The sequence below is a fragment of the Gemmatimonadota bacterium genome (genome assembly GCA_022560615.1).
GTDB lineage: Bacteria > Gemmatimonadota > Gemmatimonadetes > Longimicrobiales > Gaopeijiaceae > UBA1138.
The window spans coordinates 1-16683 of record JADFSR010000059.1 but is presented as its reverse complement, the minus strand read 5'-3'; the positions used below and the strand labels follow the sequence as shown (position 1 = coordinate 16683).

11 protein-coding genes and 2 pseudogenes are annotated in these 16683 nt (G+C 64.8%); 9 read left to right on the top strand and 4 right to left on the bottom strand.

What is annotated here, in order from left to right; translation table 11 throughout:
- The coding region (locus tag IIB36_18970; GenBank protein ID MCH7533823.1) for a hypothetical protein at window positions 1–208 on the bottom strand (208 nt) is incomplete at its 3' end.
- A gap of 111 nt (window positions 209–319) precedes the next feature.
- Between IIB36_18970 and IIB36_18965 the strand changes: the two are divergent.
- The 6 genes and pseudogenes from IIB36_18965 to IIB36_18940 all read left to right on the top strand — a co-directional run bounded on the left by IIB36_18965 (window position 320) and on the right by IIB36_18940 (window position 3024).
- Window positions 320–693, top strand: a pseudogene (locus IIB36_18965) (type II toxin-antitoxin system RelE/ParE family toxin).
- The gene (locus tag IIB36_18960) at window positions 693–1028 is read left to right on the top strand and encodes an XRE family transcriptional regulator (protein MCH7533822.1); all 336 of its coding nucleotides are present in this window, start codon (window positions 693–695) and stop codon (window positions 1026–1028) included. The pseudogene IIB36_18965 and the gene IIB36_18960 overlap by 1 nt, the downstream one beginning before the upstream one ends.
- Window positions 1029–1395: 367 nt before the next feature.
- Entirely contained in the window at window positions 1396–1602 is a 207-nt protein-coding gene (locus IIB36_18955) for a type II toxin-antitoxin system HicB family antitoxin (protein ID MCH7533821.1), read from the top strand.
- Between the two features lie 125 nt (window positions 1603–1727).
- Window positions 1728–1958, top strand: a complete 231-nt coding sequence (locus tag IIB36_18950) for an addiction module protein (GenBank protein MCH7533820.1) — start codon at window positions 1728–1730, stop codon at window positions 1956–1958.
- Entirely contained in the window at window positions 1955–2245 is a 291-nt protein-coding gene (locus IIB36_18945; protein MCH7533819.1) for a type II toxin-antitoxin system RelE/ParE family toxin, read from the top strand. Before IIB36_18950 ends, IIB36_18945 begins: the two co-directional genes overlap by 4 nt.
- Window positions 2246–2685: 440 nt before the next feature.
- A complete protein-coding gene (locus IIB36_18940) occupies window positions 2686–3024 on the top strand; it encodes a hypothetical protein (GenBank protein ID MCH7533818.1) in 339 nt (112 codons plus the stop codon).
- Between the two features lie 440 nt (window positions 3025–3464).
- Here IIB36_18940 and IIB36_18935 read toward each other — a convergent pair whose 3' ends face one another.
- Both IIB36_18935 and IIB36_18930 read right to left on the bottom strand, forming a co-directional pair.
- Entirely contained in the window at window positions 3465–4706 is a 1242-nt protein-coding gene (locus IIB36_18935) for a putative DNA binding domain-containing protein (protein ID MCH7533817.1), read from the bottom strand.
- Window positions 4699–7476 carry an AAA family ATPase gene (locus tag IIB36_18930; GenBank protein MCH7533816.1) on the bottom strand — a complete coding sequence of 926 codons (2778 nt, stop codon included), beginning with the start codon at window positions 7474–7476 and terminating at the stop codon, window positions 4699–4701. Before IIB36_18930 ends, IIB36_18935 begins: the two co-directional genes overlap by 8 nt.
- Window positions 7477–7839: 363 nt before the next feature.
- On the opposite strand from IIB36_18930, the gene IIB36_18925 reads away from it, so the two are divergent.
- Genes IIB36_18925 through IIB36_18915 form a run of 3 tightly spaced genes read left to right on the top strand, consistent with a single transcriptional unit; the run spans window position 7840 to window position 15178 of the window.
- Window positions 7840–10830: a DEAD/DEAH box helicase gene (locus tag IIB36_18925; protein ID MCH7533815.1), complete on the top strand. Its 2991-nt coding sequence runs from the start codon at window positions 7840–7842 to the stop codon at window positions 10828–10830.
- Window positions 10831–10850: 20 nt separating this feature from the next.
- Window positions 10851–11978, top strand: coding sequence for a DNA repair exonuclease (locus tag IIB36_18920; protein MCH7533814.1), 1128 nt, complete (start codon window positions 10851–10853; stop codon window positions 11976–11978).
- A 2-nt stretch (window positions 11979–11980) separates the two neighbouring features.
- A complete protein-coding gene (locus IIB36_18915) occupies window positions 11981–15178 on the top strand; it encodes an AAA family ATPase (protein MCH7533813.1) in 3198 nt (1065 codons plus the stop codon).
- A 412-nt stretch (window positions 15179–15590) separates the two neighbouring features.
- Here IIB36_18915 and IIB36_18910 read toward each other — a convergent pair.
- Window positions 15591–16166: pseudogene (locus IIB36_18910) on the bottom strand (HIT family protein).
- Window positions 16167–16683 lie beyond the last annotated feature (517 nt).

The following is a 16683-nucleotide window of genomic DNA, read 5'->3' as shown; positions in this document are numbered from 1 at the left end:
AGAAGGCAAAGTCCAAGCCGACAACGAGTTCAGGGTCGCGCTCGGCTTCCGCGATGAGCTCGTCGACGATTTCCTCGCGCGATCGTCCACACTCCAGCCGCACGAGTCGGCCCTCGCGGACCTCGGCCAACCAGATCTTGGAGCGCGCGCCTTGCTTGGCGCCGGACCAGTCGATGGCGATGTGTCTCATGCGCGTGAGGGGTCCCATCGAGCTATCCCCGAGTCCCGGGGCGGAGGACATGCTTCCTGACCCAGCGCCTCGGCGTTACGCAGCTCACTGAAAACATTGTCCAATTATATCTAATATGGTATAGTCAGGGTGCCCGACCGAAACCTCAAGTCGGTCCATTGGATTGCCTCGTCGTTGCGTGACCTACGGTTGTTCCCGCCGGATGTTCAGCGAGCAGTGGGCTTTTCCCTATTTCGGGCTCAGAAAGGAAAGAGGACGCCGGCACCAAACCGCTGAAAGGAGTTGTGACTGGCGCGGGGGTTCTGGAGATCGTCGCAAATCACGACTTTGACACGTACCGCCTGGTCTACACGGTTCGGTTCGCGACGCGAATCTACCTGCTGCATTCGTTTCGGAAGAAGTCGAAGAAGGGCATCGCCACCCCTAAGCAGGAGATCGAGTTGATTCGGCGCCGGTACGAGGTGGCGCGAGCGCATTACGAGCATCACAAGGAGGACCATTGATGTCCGCGATAGACGACGAGTCCGTGATCGAGAGTAGCGGAAACGTCTTCGCGGATCTCGGTTTCCCGGATGCCGAGGAGCTTCTCGTAAAGGCGCGGCTGGCCAGCGCCATCTCGGACATCATCAAGGGGCGGCATCTGACTCAGAAGGCCGCTGCGGAGGTCCTGGGTACGACCCAACCGAAGGTATCGAACCTCATCAACGGCAAGCTCGAAGGATTCTCGCTCGAGCGACTGGCTCGCTTCCTGAACAGCCTTGATCGGGATGTGGAGATCATCGTCAGGAAGCGGCCGCGGTCGAGGAAGAGATCTCGAATCGTCGTGACCGTGACGTGAGGGCCCTGCCTGGGTGGCACGGTGGTGTAGGGCCTCGCCCCAGCGAGTGCGCCGCCTCGAGCCAAGTTTCGCTCGGCCCACTTCGCCCGATGCTCTTCCGCGGCGAGCCGATCCTCCTTTTCGCTCATTACACGTCGCATGCGCCAGCACGAAGTTGTGCCCCAGGTCCAGCGGATAGCGCCGCCAGGCGATGAAATGGTCCACATGGGGTCCACCTCGGATGCCTTTCTCACAGGGACCTCAAGCGTCTCGGTCAGTAGAACCGGACTCGAGTGCTGGAAGAGGCGTCGATGATAAGGCTCGATGACGGTGGCTCTTCAAATTGGGGGGAGTGTATTATTCTCACGATCCTGAGAGTACGGAGATCATGAGAGAATTCACCGCGGTAGTAGAGAAAGACGCCGAGACGGGGCTCTTGGTCGGCTACGTCCCCGGCTTTCTTGGAGCCCACAGCCAGGGCGAGACGCGTGAGGAACTCACTGCGAATCTCCAGGAAGTCATTTCCATGCTTCTCGAAGACGGCGAGCCTCAGCTCGAGGCGGAGTTCGTGGGGATCCAAACGATCTCGGCCTAGTACATGCCCCGCCTCCCGGTTCTCAAGCCCCGTGAGGTCATCTCAATCCTTCCCATCGCGACATTGGAACCTGAAGTGGCGTCTCGATATATTTGTCGAGAGGCACTTCAGATCCGGAATTCGAAATGTCCCAGACGACTCAAGCTCTAGAATCGGCCGCTCTTCTCCTTCCTCCAGAGGAGCGCGCGCGACTAGCGGAGCGTCTCCTCGCCAGCCTCGACATCGACCCGGAGATTGAAGCAGCCTGGGCCGTTGAGGTGGAGAAGCGGCTCGCGGATTGGGATGCGGGTTTGGTTGAGGGGGTTCCTTGGGACGAGGTTCGTAGGCAGATGCAGGCGGTGCTGAAGGAGCGGTGAAGGTCACAGTCCTCACCCCAGCTCTTCGAGAGATCATCGCCGCACTGGAGTACTACGAAGAGCAGGCCAGTGGACTCGCGAGTTCTCTCGATTCGGATCTCACCCGCTCGCTGGACTTCATCAAGGCGAGTCCCAACCTCGGATCGCCGTTCCAGAGCGGTACACGAAGGGTCCTCCTCCATCGTTTTCCGTACATCGTCGTGTACAAGGAACTCGAGGATGAGATTCTCGTGGTCGCCTTCGCGCACCACAAACAGCGCCCCGGGTATTGGCAAGACCGTATCTGACACTCCGACCGAGGGAGGTCAGTTAACGTCTGACTCAAACTCTCGCCTCGGGCGGATTCTTTCGCGCTTCGCGCTCCGGCTGATGGGGCTTACGCTAGACAACCGCTCGGCCGTGGCGAACGCACGGCCGCGGACCGACCACCGGCTCACGTCACGTAACGCCGCTCTCCCGCTCGGGCCCTTAGAGAGAGAGCCTTCGCGCTGAAGGTGCGCGGCTTATCCATGTGGTACGGGCCCGGCCCCTCGGGACGATCCGTTGAGGTCTATCAACCTCCGCTCCGCGTCGTGAGCGGTTTGTCCGTTGCGCGTCGACCGGCGGAGCGCGAGGCAGTCAACGACCACGGGGTGGGGTGGCGTGGGTCGGGGGCTACGTAGACCCAATCCGAGTTAGAGCATACCCTTGCGTGTGATCCCGTACGGGCCACGAAGCGGTCAGTCCGTTGGCCCGCCGACCGCCCAAGATCCCCCACCCTGACCTGACCCACATGCACCCCATCCACCGCCGCTACCACGCCGAGGACCTCGTTCGTCTTCGTCGTGCCGGCGAGCGGCGGCGTTATGCGGCTCCGCAGCGCCAGGGTCGCATCGACGCCAATCCGCACCAGATCGACGCGGTGATGTTCGCGCTTCGGCGTATCCCGGATGGCGGCTGCATCCTGGCCGACGAGGTGGGGCTCGGCAAGACGATCGAGGCGGGGCTAGTGATCGTCGGTGGAAGACATTGCGGAAGGTCTTGTCCGAGTCAGCCGACGCGACCATCCGATTCGACGAGCCGCTGAGCTTACTCCGTCATCTCGGGTTCCCGGGAGTGAATTCGTGGGAGCCGTCATATCTTCAAGCTGCCAGGACTGAGGGGACGAATCGTTCTTTCCGGGTCACGGCCAAAGGCTAGGCCGTACCAGGTTCGAGAAATCAGGGATCTGATCAGGGCGAAAGTTGTGGCTCCGGTCCAGCGGATACCGCCGCCAGGCAATGCAGTGGTCCACGTGGGGGTCGCCGCGGATGACCCGCTTGCAGTAGAAGCACCGGCCCCGCAGTTAGATCCTCGAGTACAGGCCGGAACCGATCTAGCCTCCCCCGCGGCGCCCTGAAGAGGAAGGCCCTCAGGTCCGACTCGGAGCCGAGCGCCCCGGGGTTGTGGCGGCGCACGTGATGCAGCCACGCGCCCTCGACCCTTGTCCGAGAAACCGGCGCTCAGCTTACCAAACCAGAGCCCGGTTTACGTCGAATTCGCAGCCCAGATGGTGAGCAGTAACTCAGCGTCGTCGATAACGCGGTACTCGGGGAGGCGGCCGGAGATCTCCAGGCTCTCCGCCAGGATAATCGGAACCCCATCTCCTCGTTTTTCCATGAGGAAGCCCCGCCCCAACTCGCCGGTCGGGTCCTCCACCGGGCACTTCGCCAGAAGTGTCGTGAGCAACTCGTTGCGCGTCGACTGGCGTAGCGCGAGGCTGTCGACGGTCACGGTGTTCGGGAGTGGGCCGGGCGAGAAGAGTTCCAGACGATCGTCGAACAGGAAGAGCCGGATCTTCGACCCGTGGATCGAATAGTCGCGGTGGGCGACTGCGTTCACTACCGCCTCGAAGACCGCACGCGTGTCGAACTGAGGAACGTCGAGTCGCACGGGGTCCTTTCGGGCCGACACGGACATGTTCCTACGTACAAAGGCCAGCGCACCCCTGACCTGTTCGTCCAATGAGCCGACGATCTCCTGCGCATCCGCTTGATAGTTCGAGTCCTGGCGGATGCCGCGATACCGGACGGCCTGTATGAACGCACCGGGGAGCCAGCTCTCCGGGTCTCGCGAACACATCAGGATTCCGGCGACCGCGCAGCGCTCCTGTCCGGTATCGTCGCGAGTGAGCAGTCCGCGCTTGTGCAGGCGCTCGCTCGGCTCATCGGAGCCTTCCGCAAGAAAGCGCCGGTAAAGAGGCTCGTCGAGATCGGATAAGCCGCTGAGCGGCACAGCCTGCTCATCGAAGCGGATGAGCCGTGCTTGGCTGCGCTGCTGGAACAACCTCGCCAGCACGTCGGCGGGCATCTCGCGCTTCGAACTTCCCTGTCTGCGAAGGTAGCCACCGGGGCTCTGGTGGACAAAAAGGCTGCGGGGAACGTCGATCTTTATAACGGCCCGCGGCACGCCGGTGCTGTCAGGAAGCTCCATCCGGAATGCGCGGAATGCCACCGGCGGACGGATGCTGTCGTTGCAGATTTCGAACACGAACCGCTCGGTGACCTCCAGGTCGTCAACTGGGATACCGAGGACATCCTTTGTCTTGTCGTCCACACCCAGTACGAGCACGCCTGCGGCCGTGTTGGCGATCGCTGCGATCTCATCCGCCAAGTCGTCGCGTCCGGGAGCCGCGACTCGGTCTCCGCGAACCTGCACGGCCTTTAGCTCCAGGGACGTGTCCTCACCCAGGCGGATCTTGCTCAACAGCTCTTCGGGACTGTCAAACATGTCGCGCCTCCAACGCTATACGGCGGTAGCGCTGCTTGAATGCGTCGAGTCCCCCCTCCATGATTTCGCAGATGGTCTCACGGGTCTCTCGTTGCTGCAGGCTGGCGGCGCACGCCTGCTTCGTCTCGCCGGACGTGGGTCGGAGTGCGACGACCAACTCGGCATCTCCGTTGACCACGATATTGGCGTTGTGCGTGACCACGATCAGCTGTCTGAGCCGCTTCACAGCGCGAAGCTGCTTGACGATCAGACCGTAAATCAAGCGGTTGTCGAGGTCGTCTTCTGGTTGGTCGAGGACGAGCGGCTCTTCTCCGTAGGAGAGCAGGAACGCCAGCAACGCGGCGGTTTTTTCGCCGGGTGAGCCTTCCTGAATGGGCCGGAAGCCCTTCCCGGTGTCCCCTACGCTGTGCTCCACCTTGAGCCAGTCCTCGGGGAACCACATGTCCAGCCTGTCCAGCGCCTCAGGGGGCAGGCCGCGCACATGGTCCACAAAAGGCTTGCGGTAGTCCGGACTCACCGTGGTTCCGGCCACGATGGCTAGCATGTCGTTCTTTACGGCGTCGAGGGCGCCCTCGATGCGCGTCGCGTCGGGGCCGGCGGCACAAATGCGTCCGACCATGCCATGTCCACCCGTGTCCCCGAATTCCTTTTCGGAAACAGGACCTTCGCGCCGGAGCAGTCGCCGCAACTCCTCTTCCACGGTCTCCCTCGCCCCGTAGGGCAGGACCTCGATTTGCACGTATTGGTTGCTCTGCAAGACTCGCTCGACGAACGCCGTACGTTCCCTCGTCAGAGCGCGGCGAATATCGAGCAAGCGCGTGAGGCTATCGCTTGCCTCGCTCCGAATGAGCCCGACCTGTTCCCTTCGCGCGACCAGATCCTGGAGCCGCTGTTGGATGGTATGCCGGCGCTGCACCAACTCTCCGTAGGCTGAAGGGTCACCCGCCCCCTCCGTGGCGAGCTTCGCCTCGAGGTCTTGGTACGCGGCTAGCGCGCGATCGACCTCCTTCTCCCAGGCGGACTCCGTTTTGTCGTCATGCCAATCCGAGCGGATCTCGTCGGCCTTGGCGGCCAGGTCGGTCAACGCTTGGCGGATCTCCTCGAGATCCGTCCGCGCGCGCTCCGCACGCTCACCTAAGGATCGATCCGCATCCGCGTCCGTGTCGAGTGAAGGGGGATCCAGCGGGGAAGGGACCAGCCCGTCGGCGAGTGCGCGCAAGCGCTCACCGCTTTCGGCCCAACTCTCTTCCCATGTCTCCACCGCACGTTGCTGACGCCTGCGCATCTGATAGCTCTTGAGCACCTCTGCGTGGCCGGTGCTCTCATAGACGGCGAGCGTGCGTGTCACATCGTCGAGCTCTCCACGCAGTCGCGGCTCGTCGGCGAGTCCTGTTTCCATCTCCCTCGCCTTGGCGCGCAAGGACAGGAATCGAGCTTCCTCCTCCTGGCGTCGCTCGTTCCAGGCCTTGCGTTTCACCTCCGGTGCTTCGTCCACGATTCGGAGTAGCGCCAGCGGGTCTTTGGAGAGCTGGAAGATCTGCTTCTGGCTGTAGATACGCACCGGGAAGCGCTGAGCGACATCGCCCTCGGTAGGGACCCACGTTCCGTCACCCCGCTCTTCTTGAATGGGGTCAACGTCGCCGTTTGGGCTCCACTGGATTCGAAAGCGTGCGCCGTCCTTTCGGTAGGTGACCACGAAGGTCGTCTCGTCGGTCAGGAGACCCTCGTCCCCGCGTTTCTGCGACACCTCCGCGTACTTGGCGAGATCGTCCTTCAGCGCTGCGGGCACCTCGTCCTGCCGACGCATGGCTATGCGGAGGAACTCGATGAGCGTCGACTTTCCGGTACCGCGCCCACCGATGATGGCGTTGAGCCAGGGATTGAAGTCGAGGGTGAACGTTTCGCTCCTGCCCATGTGTTTGGCGTCACGAACCTCGATGGACTCGATTACCTTGCCCGCGTGGTCGTTCGGGTTCCCCTCCTGCGCGTCTGATCGCTTCACCGAAAGCGACCCGTCCAGTAGCGCGAGCCGGAGCCCATCGAGGGTCGGAGTCCCCATTTTTACCCACGTGAAATGACTGCCCGGGTATCTACTGGCAGGGCCGCCGGGTGGGTGGTGCGCGTCAGATCCCAAGACCTCGGTCCACCCTGGTTTCCGGTCGACGTAGCTCTGCGGCTTCGCTGCCGCTGGATCGACGACATCCATGGCGAAGATTGATCGACAGTCCATGACCTGCTGGAGCGTAGTGCCGGCGAGTTCCTCGAAGATGCCTCTTGTACGGTCGACATGGGCGGGGATGGCGAGGCCGTCTAGTCGCTCGATTTCATCGACGACTTCGACGAACGATTTCGAGGTAACGGCGTCGCTCTTTCCCTTGGCCCCGTGGAAGCCCACGCCCCCCAGCAGCGTGTCAATGTCCGAGGTTGCCTTAGCAGGATCGAAAATGGCCAGCAGGTGAACCCCGCCGTTTACGGATATCTCCACTCCCGGAAAAAGAACCAGCGTCCCATACCCTTCGGGCCGCTCGTCATCCAAGAGCTCGAGCTCGGACTTGAGCCGGTCGATCCACTCGCCGCTGTTGTGGTCAGTGACGGCGACGCAGTCGATGCCCGCGCGCATGTAGTCCAGCAGCCACTCCCGCGGAGACCGGGCCTGCAGGGTCGCTTGGTCGGTCCCTCTTCCGTAGTCGCCCAGAGAAGCGGGCGTGTGCGTATGGAAATCGACCTTCCACCACCGGGCACCGCCCCATTTCCAATCTTGTGCACTCACGCGTCACATTCCGGTTGCATGACTGGCACGCCAAAGTACGTAAAAAAGCAACTGCTCATCCTCCTAAGATGCCCCTGCCCACTGCGTGCCCTCAACGGGCTCTCCGTCTTGAAAGCGCCGCCAGTCTCGCGAGCGTGAAAGTGTCGTCGATACGCTCGCACGCAAGCGTGGGAGGCCACCCTTGGGAGAGCGCCAGACTGCCACGGCTCGACTTCGCGACCGGTCCGGTGAGCAATCTCGGGTAACTATTCGATCACCGGCGGCCGCCTCAGACCGTGTTGACGCTGGGGCTACGTAGACCGAATCCGAGTTAGAGCATACCCTTGCGTGTGATCCCGTACGGGGCACGAAGCGGTCAGCCCGTTGGCCCGCCGACCGCCCCAGATCTCCCCGCCCAACCTGACCCACATGCATCCCATCCACCGCCGCTACCACGCCGAGGACCTCGTTCGTCTTCGTCGTGCCGGCGAGCGGCGGCGTTATGCGGCTTCGCAGCGCCAGGGTCGCATCGACGCCAACCCGCACCAGATCGACGCGGTGATGTTCGCGCTTCGGCGTATCCCGGATGGCGGCTGCATCCTGGCCGACGAGGTGGGTCTCGGCAAGACGATCGAGGCGGGCCTGGTGATCGCCCAGATGCTGGCCGAGGGGGCTTCTCGGATCCTCATCGTCCTGCCTCGCACTCTGGTGGGACAGTGGCAGCAGGAGCTCTACGAGCTGTTCGGCATCGAGGCCCTGGAGGCTTCCGACGAAAGCGTCGACATCCACGCGGGCGGGGTGTTCCTAGCCGGCCGCGAGTACGCGGGCGGTGAGCGCGGCTTCGAGAGGCTCTCTGCCAGCGAGCCCTTCGATCTCTTCGTTGTCGACGAAGCCCACGAGGTCTTCGCCGGGATCTACCGTCGCTTCGCTCGCTCGGGGCTGTATCAGGAGGAAAGCAAGCACGCCCGCACGGCGCATCGTGTGAGCAAGCTGATCGGCGCCTCACCGGTGCTTCTGCTGACCGCGACCCCCATGCAGAACTCGCTGCTGGAGCTCTGGGGGCTCGTGCACTACATCGAGCGCGACCGGATGCTTCTCGGCAGCCTGCCCACCTTCAAGGATCTCTTCTGTGAGACCCCTGACGGCCGCACGCTCGCGGCGGGACAGGCTCACGAGCTTCGCCGACGCCTCGGTGGCGTCGTGCAGCGCACGCTGCGCCGTCAGGCACAGGAGTTCCTGGACAAGCCCTTCGTCGGGCGTCGGGCTCAGCTCTTCGAGTATTCGATGTCTACCGAAGAGCGGTCGCTCTACGACGACGTCACGGCCTACCTTCTGGAGCCGGACCTGTGCGCCTTCCGGGGCCGCTCACGGCAACTGCTTCTGATCGGCTTCCACCGCCTCATGGCCTCTTCGACCGCGGCGCTCGCCGCGAGCCTCGAACGGGTGGCGGGTCGGCTCGGCGTCCTCCTCAAAGGGGTCAGCGAGGACGCCCTGCCCGACACGGGTGGCGCGTTGATGGAGGACCTGGAGGACGACGACTCGGTCGAAGCTGGCAGCGAGGCCGCGCCGCCCTCGATCCAGCGGGTGCAAGCCGAGCTCGAGCGCGTGACGGACTTCGTTCGCCGGGCCAGGGCTCTGCCCCACGACAGCAAAGCGGAGGCGCTCATCGAGGTCGTCGAGGAGATCGGCGAGCGCGCCGACGGCAACGACAAGGTCGTGATCTTCACCGAGTCCTTGACGACCCAGAAGTACTTGGAGCGCCTTCTCATCGACAAAGTGGGACTCGCGCCGCAGGCCATTACGCTCTTTCGTGGCAACAACGATTCAGCCCGGGCGAGCGAAGCCCTCGCTCGCTGGAACGAAGAGGTCGGCGAGGCCCTGCCGCGCCATGCGAGGCCGAGTACGGCGGTCGCCGTGCGCCTGGCGCTCGTTCACGAGTTCAAGACGAGCTCGCGCGTGTTCATCTCCACCGAGGCCGGTGCCAAGGGCTTGAACCTCCAGTTCTGCGACACGCTCATCAACTACGACCTGCCCTGGAATCCCCAGCGTATCGAACAACGTATCGGGCGTTGTCATCGCTACGGCCAACGTCGAGACGTCACGGTGATCAACTTCCTCGCCAAGGACAACGAGGCGCAGCGGCTCACTTTCGAGATTCTCAGCACCAAGCTCGAGCTGTTCGGCCAGGTGCTGGACATGTCGGACGCGGTTCTGCACGAGTCCAGCTCCGATGGCTCCCCGCAACTAGCGGGCGCGCTGGGTCCGGACTTTGCGAGCCAGTTGCGCCGGATCTGGGATCGGGCCCGCTCGGTCGGCGAAGTGGAAGAGGAGCTGCGGCGATTGCGCGACTCTATGGACGAGCGTCGCAAGGAGCTGGAGCGCGTGCAGCACGAGACGATCGGGCTGATCGAGAGTCGGCTCGACGAATCGGTGCGGCGGGTCTTTCGACGCATCCAGGAAGAGCTGCCCGAGACGCTCGCCGAGCTCGACGCGGAGCTCGAGCGGGTGGCCGTGGCCTACCTCGACTCGGTCGCTGTCGAGCATGCCGTGGAGGCTGTGGGCGATCGCCGTGTTCTGAGGGTGCCCCCGTCGAGTGGGCTGCCTGAGGACTTGGCCGACGGCTTCTCGGCCTGGGTGGGGCACGTCTCGGACATAGGAGAGGGGGAGAGCCTACACCCGGCGCACCCGCTCGTCAGCGCCGCCGTGGCCGAAGCTCGCGCCGCCGGCCAGGGCTCGTTCGTGCTTCGCTTTCAGTCGAGCGCGGACTCGAGCGAGGGGCTGCGAGCGCGGCGCGGGACCCGCGGCCGCCTGGCGCTCACGCGCATCGAGCATCGCGGATTCGAGAGCGAGGACCGTCTAGTCGTGACCGCGGTTCTCGAGGACGCCGGCGTGCTCCGGCCCGAGGCGGTCGCGCACGAGCTGCTGCTGCTGCCCTGCGAGCAGATCGACTCGATCGATCCTCCACTCAGCGTCACGGCGGCCGATCTCGACGAGGTGATCGACGAGACGCTGTTCTCGGACCACGCGGAGTCCGAGGCGCGCGAGAGCACGAACTTCGAGCGCGCCATCGACCAGCTCGAGCAGTACATGGAGGACCGGATCCTGGTGCTTCGACGCGGGCGCGCCGAACTGGCCGAGCGCCTGCGCAAGGCCGAGGACCGCCGCGACGGCGCACTCGGTAGCGACGCGCGCGCCAAGGCCGATGAGCAGGCCCGTCGACTCCAGCAGCAGGTCGACGAAATGGATGAACAGACGGAGCGACTGGTCGCCCGCGACGATGACGACTACCGGCGGTGGAAAGAACGAACGCACAAGCGTCGATTCACTCCTCCCCGGTCGGAACGTCTCTTCGCTGTCGAGTTCGTTCTCGAATGAGGGAGCCGGAGGAAACCACCGTGGCACTGAAGCTGCTTCACACGGCCGATTGGCATCTGGGTCGGCGATTCGGACGCTTCGACGACGAAGAGGAGCGCCGCCTGACGCGCGCGCGCCTCGACGTCGTCGGGCGCATCCTGGACATGGCCGAGAGCCGCGGCGTCGATGGCGTTCTCTGCGCCGGCGACCTTTTCGACGAGCCTTCGCCGCGGGAGGAGTGGTGGCAGGGGCTGCGGAAGGAGATCGATCGGCGCAACTGGACGCGCCCGCTCTTTCTGCTGCCGGGCAATCACGATCCCCTGACGCCGCGCTCGATCTGGGACGCCGACCACCAGTTCCGGCGCGGGCTGCCCGACTACGTCGAGGTCGTCGACCGCGACGACTTCGTCTACGAGTTCTCCGAGGGGGCCGTGCTGTACGCCGTGCCTTGTCGGTCCCACGCCGGCCAGGGCGATCCGACCGAAGACATCCCACAGAGAGAAGCGGGCGACGAGCGCATTCGCATCGGAATGGTGCACGGTCAGACCTTCGACATCGAGGGCCATCAGACCAACTTCCCCATCGCGGGCGATGCGGCCTCGAAGCGCGGGCTCGACTACCTGGCGCTCGGCGATACCCACAGCTTTCGTGAGATCGACAGCGAAGCGAAGGCCCCGACCGTCTATCCCGGAGCCCCTGAAGCCACGTCGTTCGACGAAGAGGGCGCCGGCAACGTAGCGCTGATTTTCTTCCCTCTCGATCGAGGCCGCCGAGCGACGGTAGAACGCCAACGCGTCGCCACCTGGACCTGGCGTGAGGAGACCTGCTCCTCGCTCACGGCTCTCCGCGAGCTGAGCCTCGACGAGGCCCTACGCAAGAGCGTGCTTCGCCTCAGGCTCGACTTGGAGGTCTCGCTCGAAGAGTACGACGCGGTCGAGGAGCTTCTGCGTGAGCTCGGCGGATCGCTCTCGGCGCACCCACGGGTCGGTGTCCTGGAAGTCGATCGCGGCGGGCTCCGGCTCCAGGACGCGAGCCGGGACGACTTTCCCGAGGATCTTCCTCCCGTGCTCGCGGAGGTCGTCGACCGTCTGAGCGATGCGCTCGCCCTCGACGGCGAGCGATCGGCCCGCGCGCTTCACCACCTCTACCGCCTGGTGCGGGAGGGCTAGCCATGCGGCTGCGTCGACTCGAAGTGGAGCACTTCGCGGGCATCAGGAAGGCCGACGTCCCCTTCGGCCCCGGGCTGAATCTTCTGCACGGGCCCAACGAGCTCGGCAAGTCCAGCCTTCTACAGGCGATCCGCGCGGCGTTGCTCCTGCCCCACAGCTCCAGCGCCCACAAGGAATTCATCGATTGGCACAGCGACGAGTCGCCGCGCGTTCGCCTCGATTTCGAGATCGAGTCGCAGGGTATCTGGCGCATAGATAAAAGGTTCGGTGCGGGCGGGTCCTCCTTGCTCGAGTTCTCGAAGGACGGCACGAGCTATAGCCAGGAAGCACGCGGCCGCGAGGTCGACGGCCGGCTGCGTGAGCTGCTCGAATGGGGCCTCTCCGCACCGGGCGGCGCGGGCGGTAAACGGGGCTATCCGTCCTCGTTCTTGACCACCGCCCTGCTCGGCGCGCAAGGAGAAGTCGATGCGGTGCTCGAGAAAGGGCTCGAAGACGACACGGACGATTCGGGCCGTCAGCTCCTGACGGCGGCCCTGCAGGCGCTGGCCGAGGACCCCTTGTTCCGCGCTGTGCTCGATCGCACCCAGGACCGAGTGAGCGAGGCCTACACCTCGACGGGACGAAGGAGCTCGCGCAAGGACTCGCCCTGGCAGCTACTGAAGGAGAGGCGGCTTGGGGCGGAGAAGCGGCGCACCGAAGTGCGGGCGCGGGTCGAGAGCAGCGAGGGCGCAAAGGAGCAGATCGCGGACCAACAGGAGCTCGTCGACGCGTCGAGGCTGAAGCTGACTGAGGCCGAGGGGATTCTCGAGCAGATCGAGACGGCCTGGAAGCAGGGGGTCGACTTGCGAGAGGCGGCGGAGCGCGTCGAGCAAGCTCGCGCCGAGGTCGCGCGAGTGCGGGGTCTGCTCGACGACGTCACGGCGACGGACAAGCGGCTGCGTGAGGCGCGCACCGAGCAGGAGGCGTTGGACGCGGCGCTCGCCGCGGCAAAGGAGAGGCTGGTCGAGGCGGCCTCGAAGCTGGAAGAGACCAAAGAGACGCTTAGGGATCTGCAGAGCGACGACGCCGAGAAGAACCGCAAGCTGCGCGAGCAGGAGTTGGACAAGACCCGGCTCGGCCTCGAGGGCCAGCGGCACGAGGCGCAGGCTCGACTGAAGCAAGCCGAACGCGTACGAGACCTGGAGCAACGGGCGAACGGCCTGGTGGGGGAGATCGAGGCTCGCGAGGCCGAGATCACCGGGTGGCGACAGGAGCTCGGCGAGCTAGATGCGGAGGTTGAAGCCCTCGCTGAGACGAAGGCGAGCGCCGAGCGCTCGCAGCTCGCGAAGGCCTGGCTCGATGCGGAGGCCGCGGTGGAGCAGGCCAAGGCGAGGTCCGCGGAGGTCGAGGCTCTGCGAGCGAAGGCGGCGAAGCTGCGATCGGAGGCTCTCGAGCTGGAGAAGGGCGTGCATAGCCGGAATCTGCCGGGCGCCGAAGCGTTGCGTGAGCTTCGTGAGCTGGAGACCGACCTACGCGTCGCCGAAGAGAAGCTCGCCGTGGGCCTGTCCGTTGTGGTGGAGCCGAAACGGCCGCTGAAGATGACGTTGTCGACCGACGGGGAAGAGAGGAAGGTCGAGCTCAGCGACGTCGAAAGCTTCACCGCCGAATCGGAGATCTCATTAGATCTGCCGGACCTCACTCTTCATATCCGAGGTGGCAGCGAGTCCACTCGAGCCGAGGCGGAGAGCCTCCGTAAGAAGTGGCGATCGCTGTCCGAGCCGCTGTTCGAAAGGACCGGGGCGTCATCGCTGGGCCAGGTGCAGAGCCAGCTCGAGGACGCCGAAGAAGTGCTCGACCGATGCCGCTCGCTCAAGTCGGACGCCGAGACGAGCGACGCCGAGGCGCAAGGCGCCGGGGACGTAGGAGCTGCCCTCGGGAAACGCACCGAGGCGCTCGAAACCACAGAAGCAAGAGTCCGAGCGGCTCTGCCCGAAGGGGGCACGCTGGACGAAGCGCGAGCGTGGCCTTCTGAGCAGGCAAGTGCCGTCGATCTCGATCGGCTAGAGGCTGAAGTGGGCGAGAAGACGACAGCCGTGGGCGAGCTCAAGAGCCAGCTCGATCGAGCCGGCGGTCTTCAGGGATCGAAGCGGGAGGAGCTGGCGGCCTCCAGGAAAGACATCGAGGCAGCGGCCGAAGGGCTCGAGCGCGAGTGGGCTGACGTTCTCGAAGGTGCTAAGGGCGATCTCGACCGTATCGCGGAGCAGCTCTCGGAGAACGAGCTCGCTCTGAAGAAGCTCCGCGAAGGTGCGACCGCGCAGACAGGTGAAGCGGAAGAGGCCCTGACGCAGGCCCGGAAGGAGCACCAGGAATCGAAGGAGCGCTTCGAACGCTCCAATACCAAGGCGGGCGAGGGCGGCCAGCTCATCGCCCGCGTGGAAGGCGAGCTCGCGATCCAGAAGACCGCTGCCGAGCAGGAAGATCTCGGCGCGGTCAGCGCCGTTTTAGAGCGTCGGGAGAAGGAGTTGGCAGAGCGACCGACGCCGTCGCACGAGATCAGCGACGAGCAGCGAAAGGAAGCGCGCGCGATGGTGGAGCAGAAGAAGGCCGAGCTGCGCTCTGATCAGGACGAGTTGCGCCGCTCCGAGGGAGCGCTCGGGCAGGTCGGCGGTCAGTACGCCGAAGAGCAACTCGAGCAGGCGGAAGAAGCCGTCAGGGCGGTTGCGGAGAGCGAGCGGGAGAAGGAGCTCGACTACGGAGCGTGGCAGCTTCTGCTCGAGACGCTCAAGGAGGCGGAGGCCGAAGCCGTCGTGCACCTCGGAAAGGTGCTCGTCGAGCCGGTCGAGGCGCGCATGAGCGAGCTGACCGGGGGGCGGTATGGCGCGCCCGCGATCGGACCCAAACTCGGCACGGACGGAATCATGATGGCCGGCACGAGCCGCTCGTTGGAGAGCCTTTCAGTGGGCGCCCGCGAGCAGCTCGCGACGCTCTTCCGTCTGACCATCGCCGAAAAACTCGGCACCGCGGTCGTTCTCGACGATCAGCTCGTGCAGAGCGACCCGGACCGCATGCGCTTCTTCGGCCAACTCATGCGGGAATGCGGCCGTGACTTCCAGATCCTGGTGCTGACGTGTCAACCCGACGCGTACGACTTTCGACCTGAGGACGGTGTGGTGGTGACGGAGCTCGAGAAGATCATTGAGCGCAGTGGGGATTCCGCCTAGGTGGTGCGGACACGACCGATCGATTCATTGGCAGTCGCCCCGGGTAGAACGTTCCCGACAAAGACACAGCCGGAGTCCCCGAGCCGCTCGCGCAGGCCATCACCTGCGGTGAAGAGCGCCATCGCTCGCGCACCACGATGCCCGGGTCGCGGGACTGGTGGAACGAGGCCACCGAGGGCGCCCGCGTTGGGGTCGCCTTCTGCTGGACCCATCCGGTGTGGACCTCTTCCCCCCCACACACGCATAGGCGCGCGCGCGTCTTGATAGGGTAGGGGCCTGACTCATCGCGCCCCGCCACCAATACGGGAGAGAACCCCATGCCCGGACGGACTCCGCATGATCGCAGCGTTTACGTCATCGAGCTCGACCCTGACGTTCTTAGCGAAAAAAAATTCGCCGAGGAGAACCTAGACTATCTGCCCGGCGAGCGCCGTCCCCGCCGCGCAGGAAAGGGACCGACTGCGGCCAATACAGCTCCACGAACCGCTCGGCGATGTCCTCCGTGGACAGCTCGAGCGGAGCCCCGGAGTCGTCGCCCTCCGCGACGCACAGATCCGCGATCGCGTGAAGCAGCGCGAACTTGTACGTGGCGACGAAGCTCCCCTCGTCCAGCAGCCGCTGGAACTGACGGAGGAAGCGGAGCTGCTGCTCGGGCGTTGGCGGACGGTGGCTCATCGTTCCAGTATGGGGCCTTGTCGGGGATGACCCAGGGCATTCCTCGCCGCGGATCCGGCACGTCCCTATCGAATCGCGGGATGATGTGGATGTGCGGATGCGACACGGTCTGGCCGGCCGCTTCACCCTCGTTCAATCCGATGTTGAAGCCGTGGGGCGACAGCTAGTCGGCGAGTGCCGCCCGCACTCGGGGCACGAGCCTCCACACGTCGGCCTGGACAGCGGCTCCGAGCTCGAAGAGCGTCCGGGCATGGTCCCGGGGGATGACGAGCGCGTGACCTCTTGATACGGGATACCGGTCTCGGATCGCCATCGCGTGTCGTGACGATGTAATGACGTCGGCCGAGTCGGGATGACAGGAAGGGACATCCCTCGACCTCCGTGGGCGACGACGGCTCCACCTGGACGTGCACGAGTCCGGCCGCGGGCCACCAGATCGCGCCTTCGAGAAGGACCTGGGAAGCCGAAGCTCGCTCGAGAGCCTCCAGCTCCGACGCATACTGAGACATCACCATCGCCGAGACCGCGGCATCGAATGCGTCTTCGCTCGAGGCCGCCACATCGACCATCGCCTGCGGGAGCTCCGGGAACGCTTCCCGCAGGTAGGCCAACCGAGCGTCGGGGCTCGACTTCACGACCGGTCCGGTGAGCAGCCTCGGATAGATCTCGATCACCGTCGGCAGTTTTGGCTCGTGGAATGGCCAGATCGAGAAGCCCGCCGCGTTCAGAGCGCCCAGGCACGGTATCCCTCGAAGCGATCCCGTACCCACGGCCCCCGCTCCCCCGATCTGGAAGACGCTCTTGGTCGATGATCCGCCCACCCGGGGCGA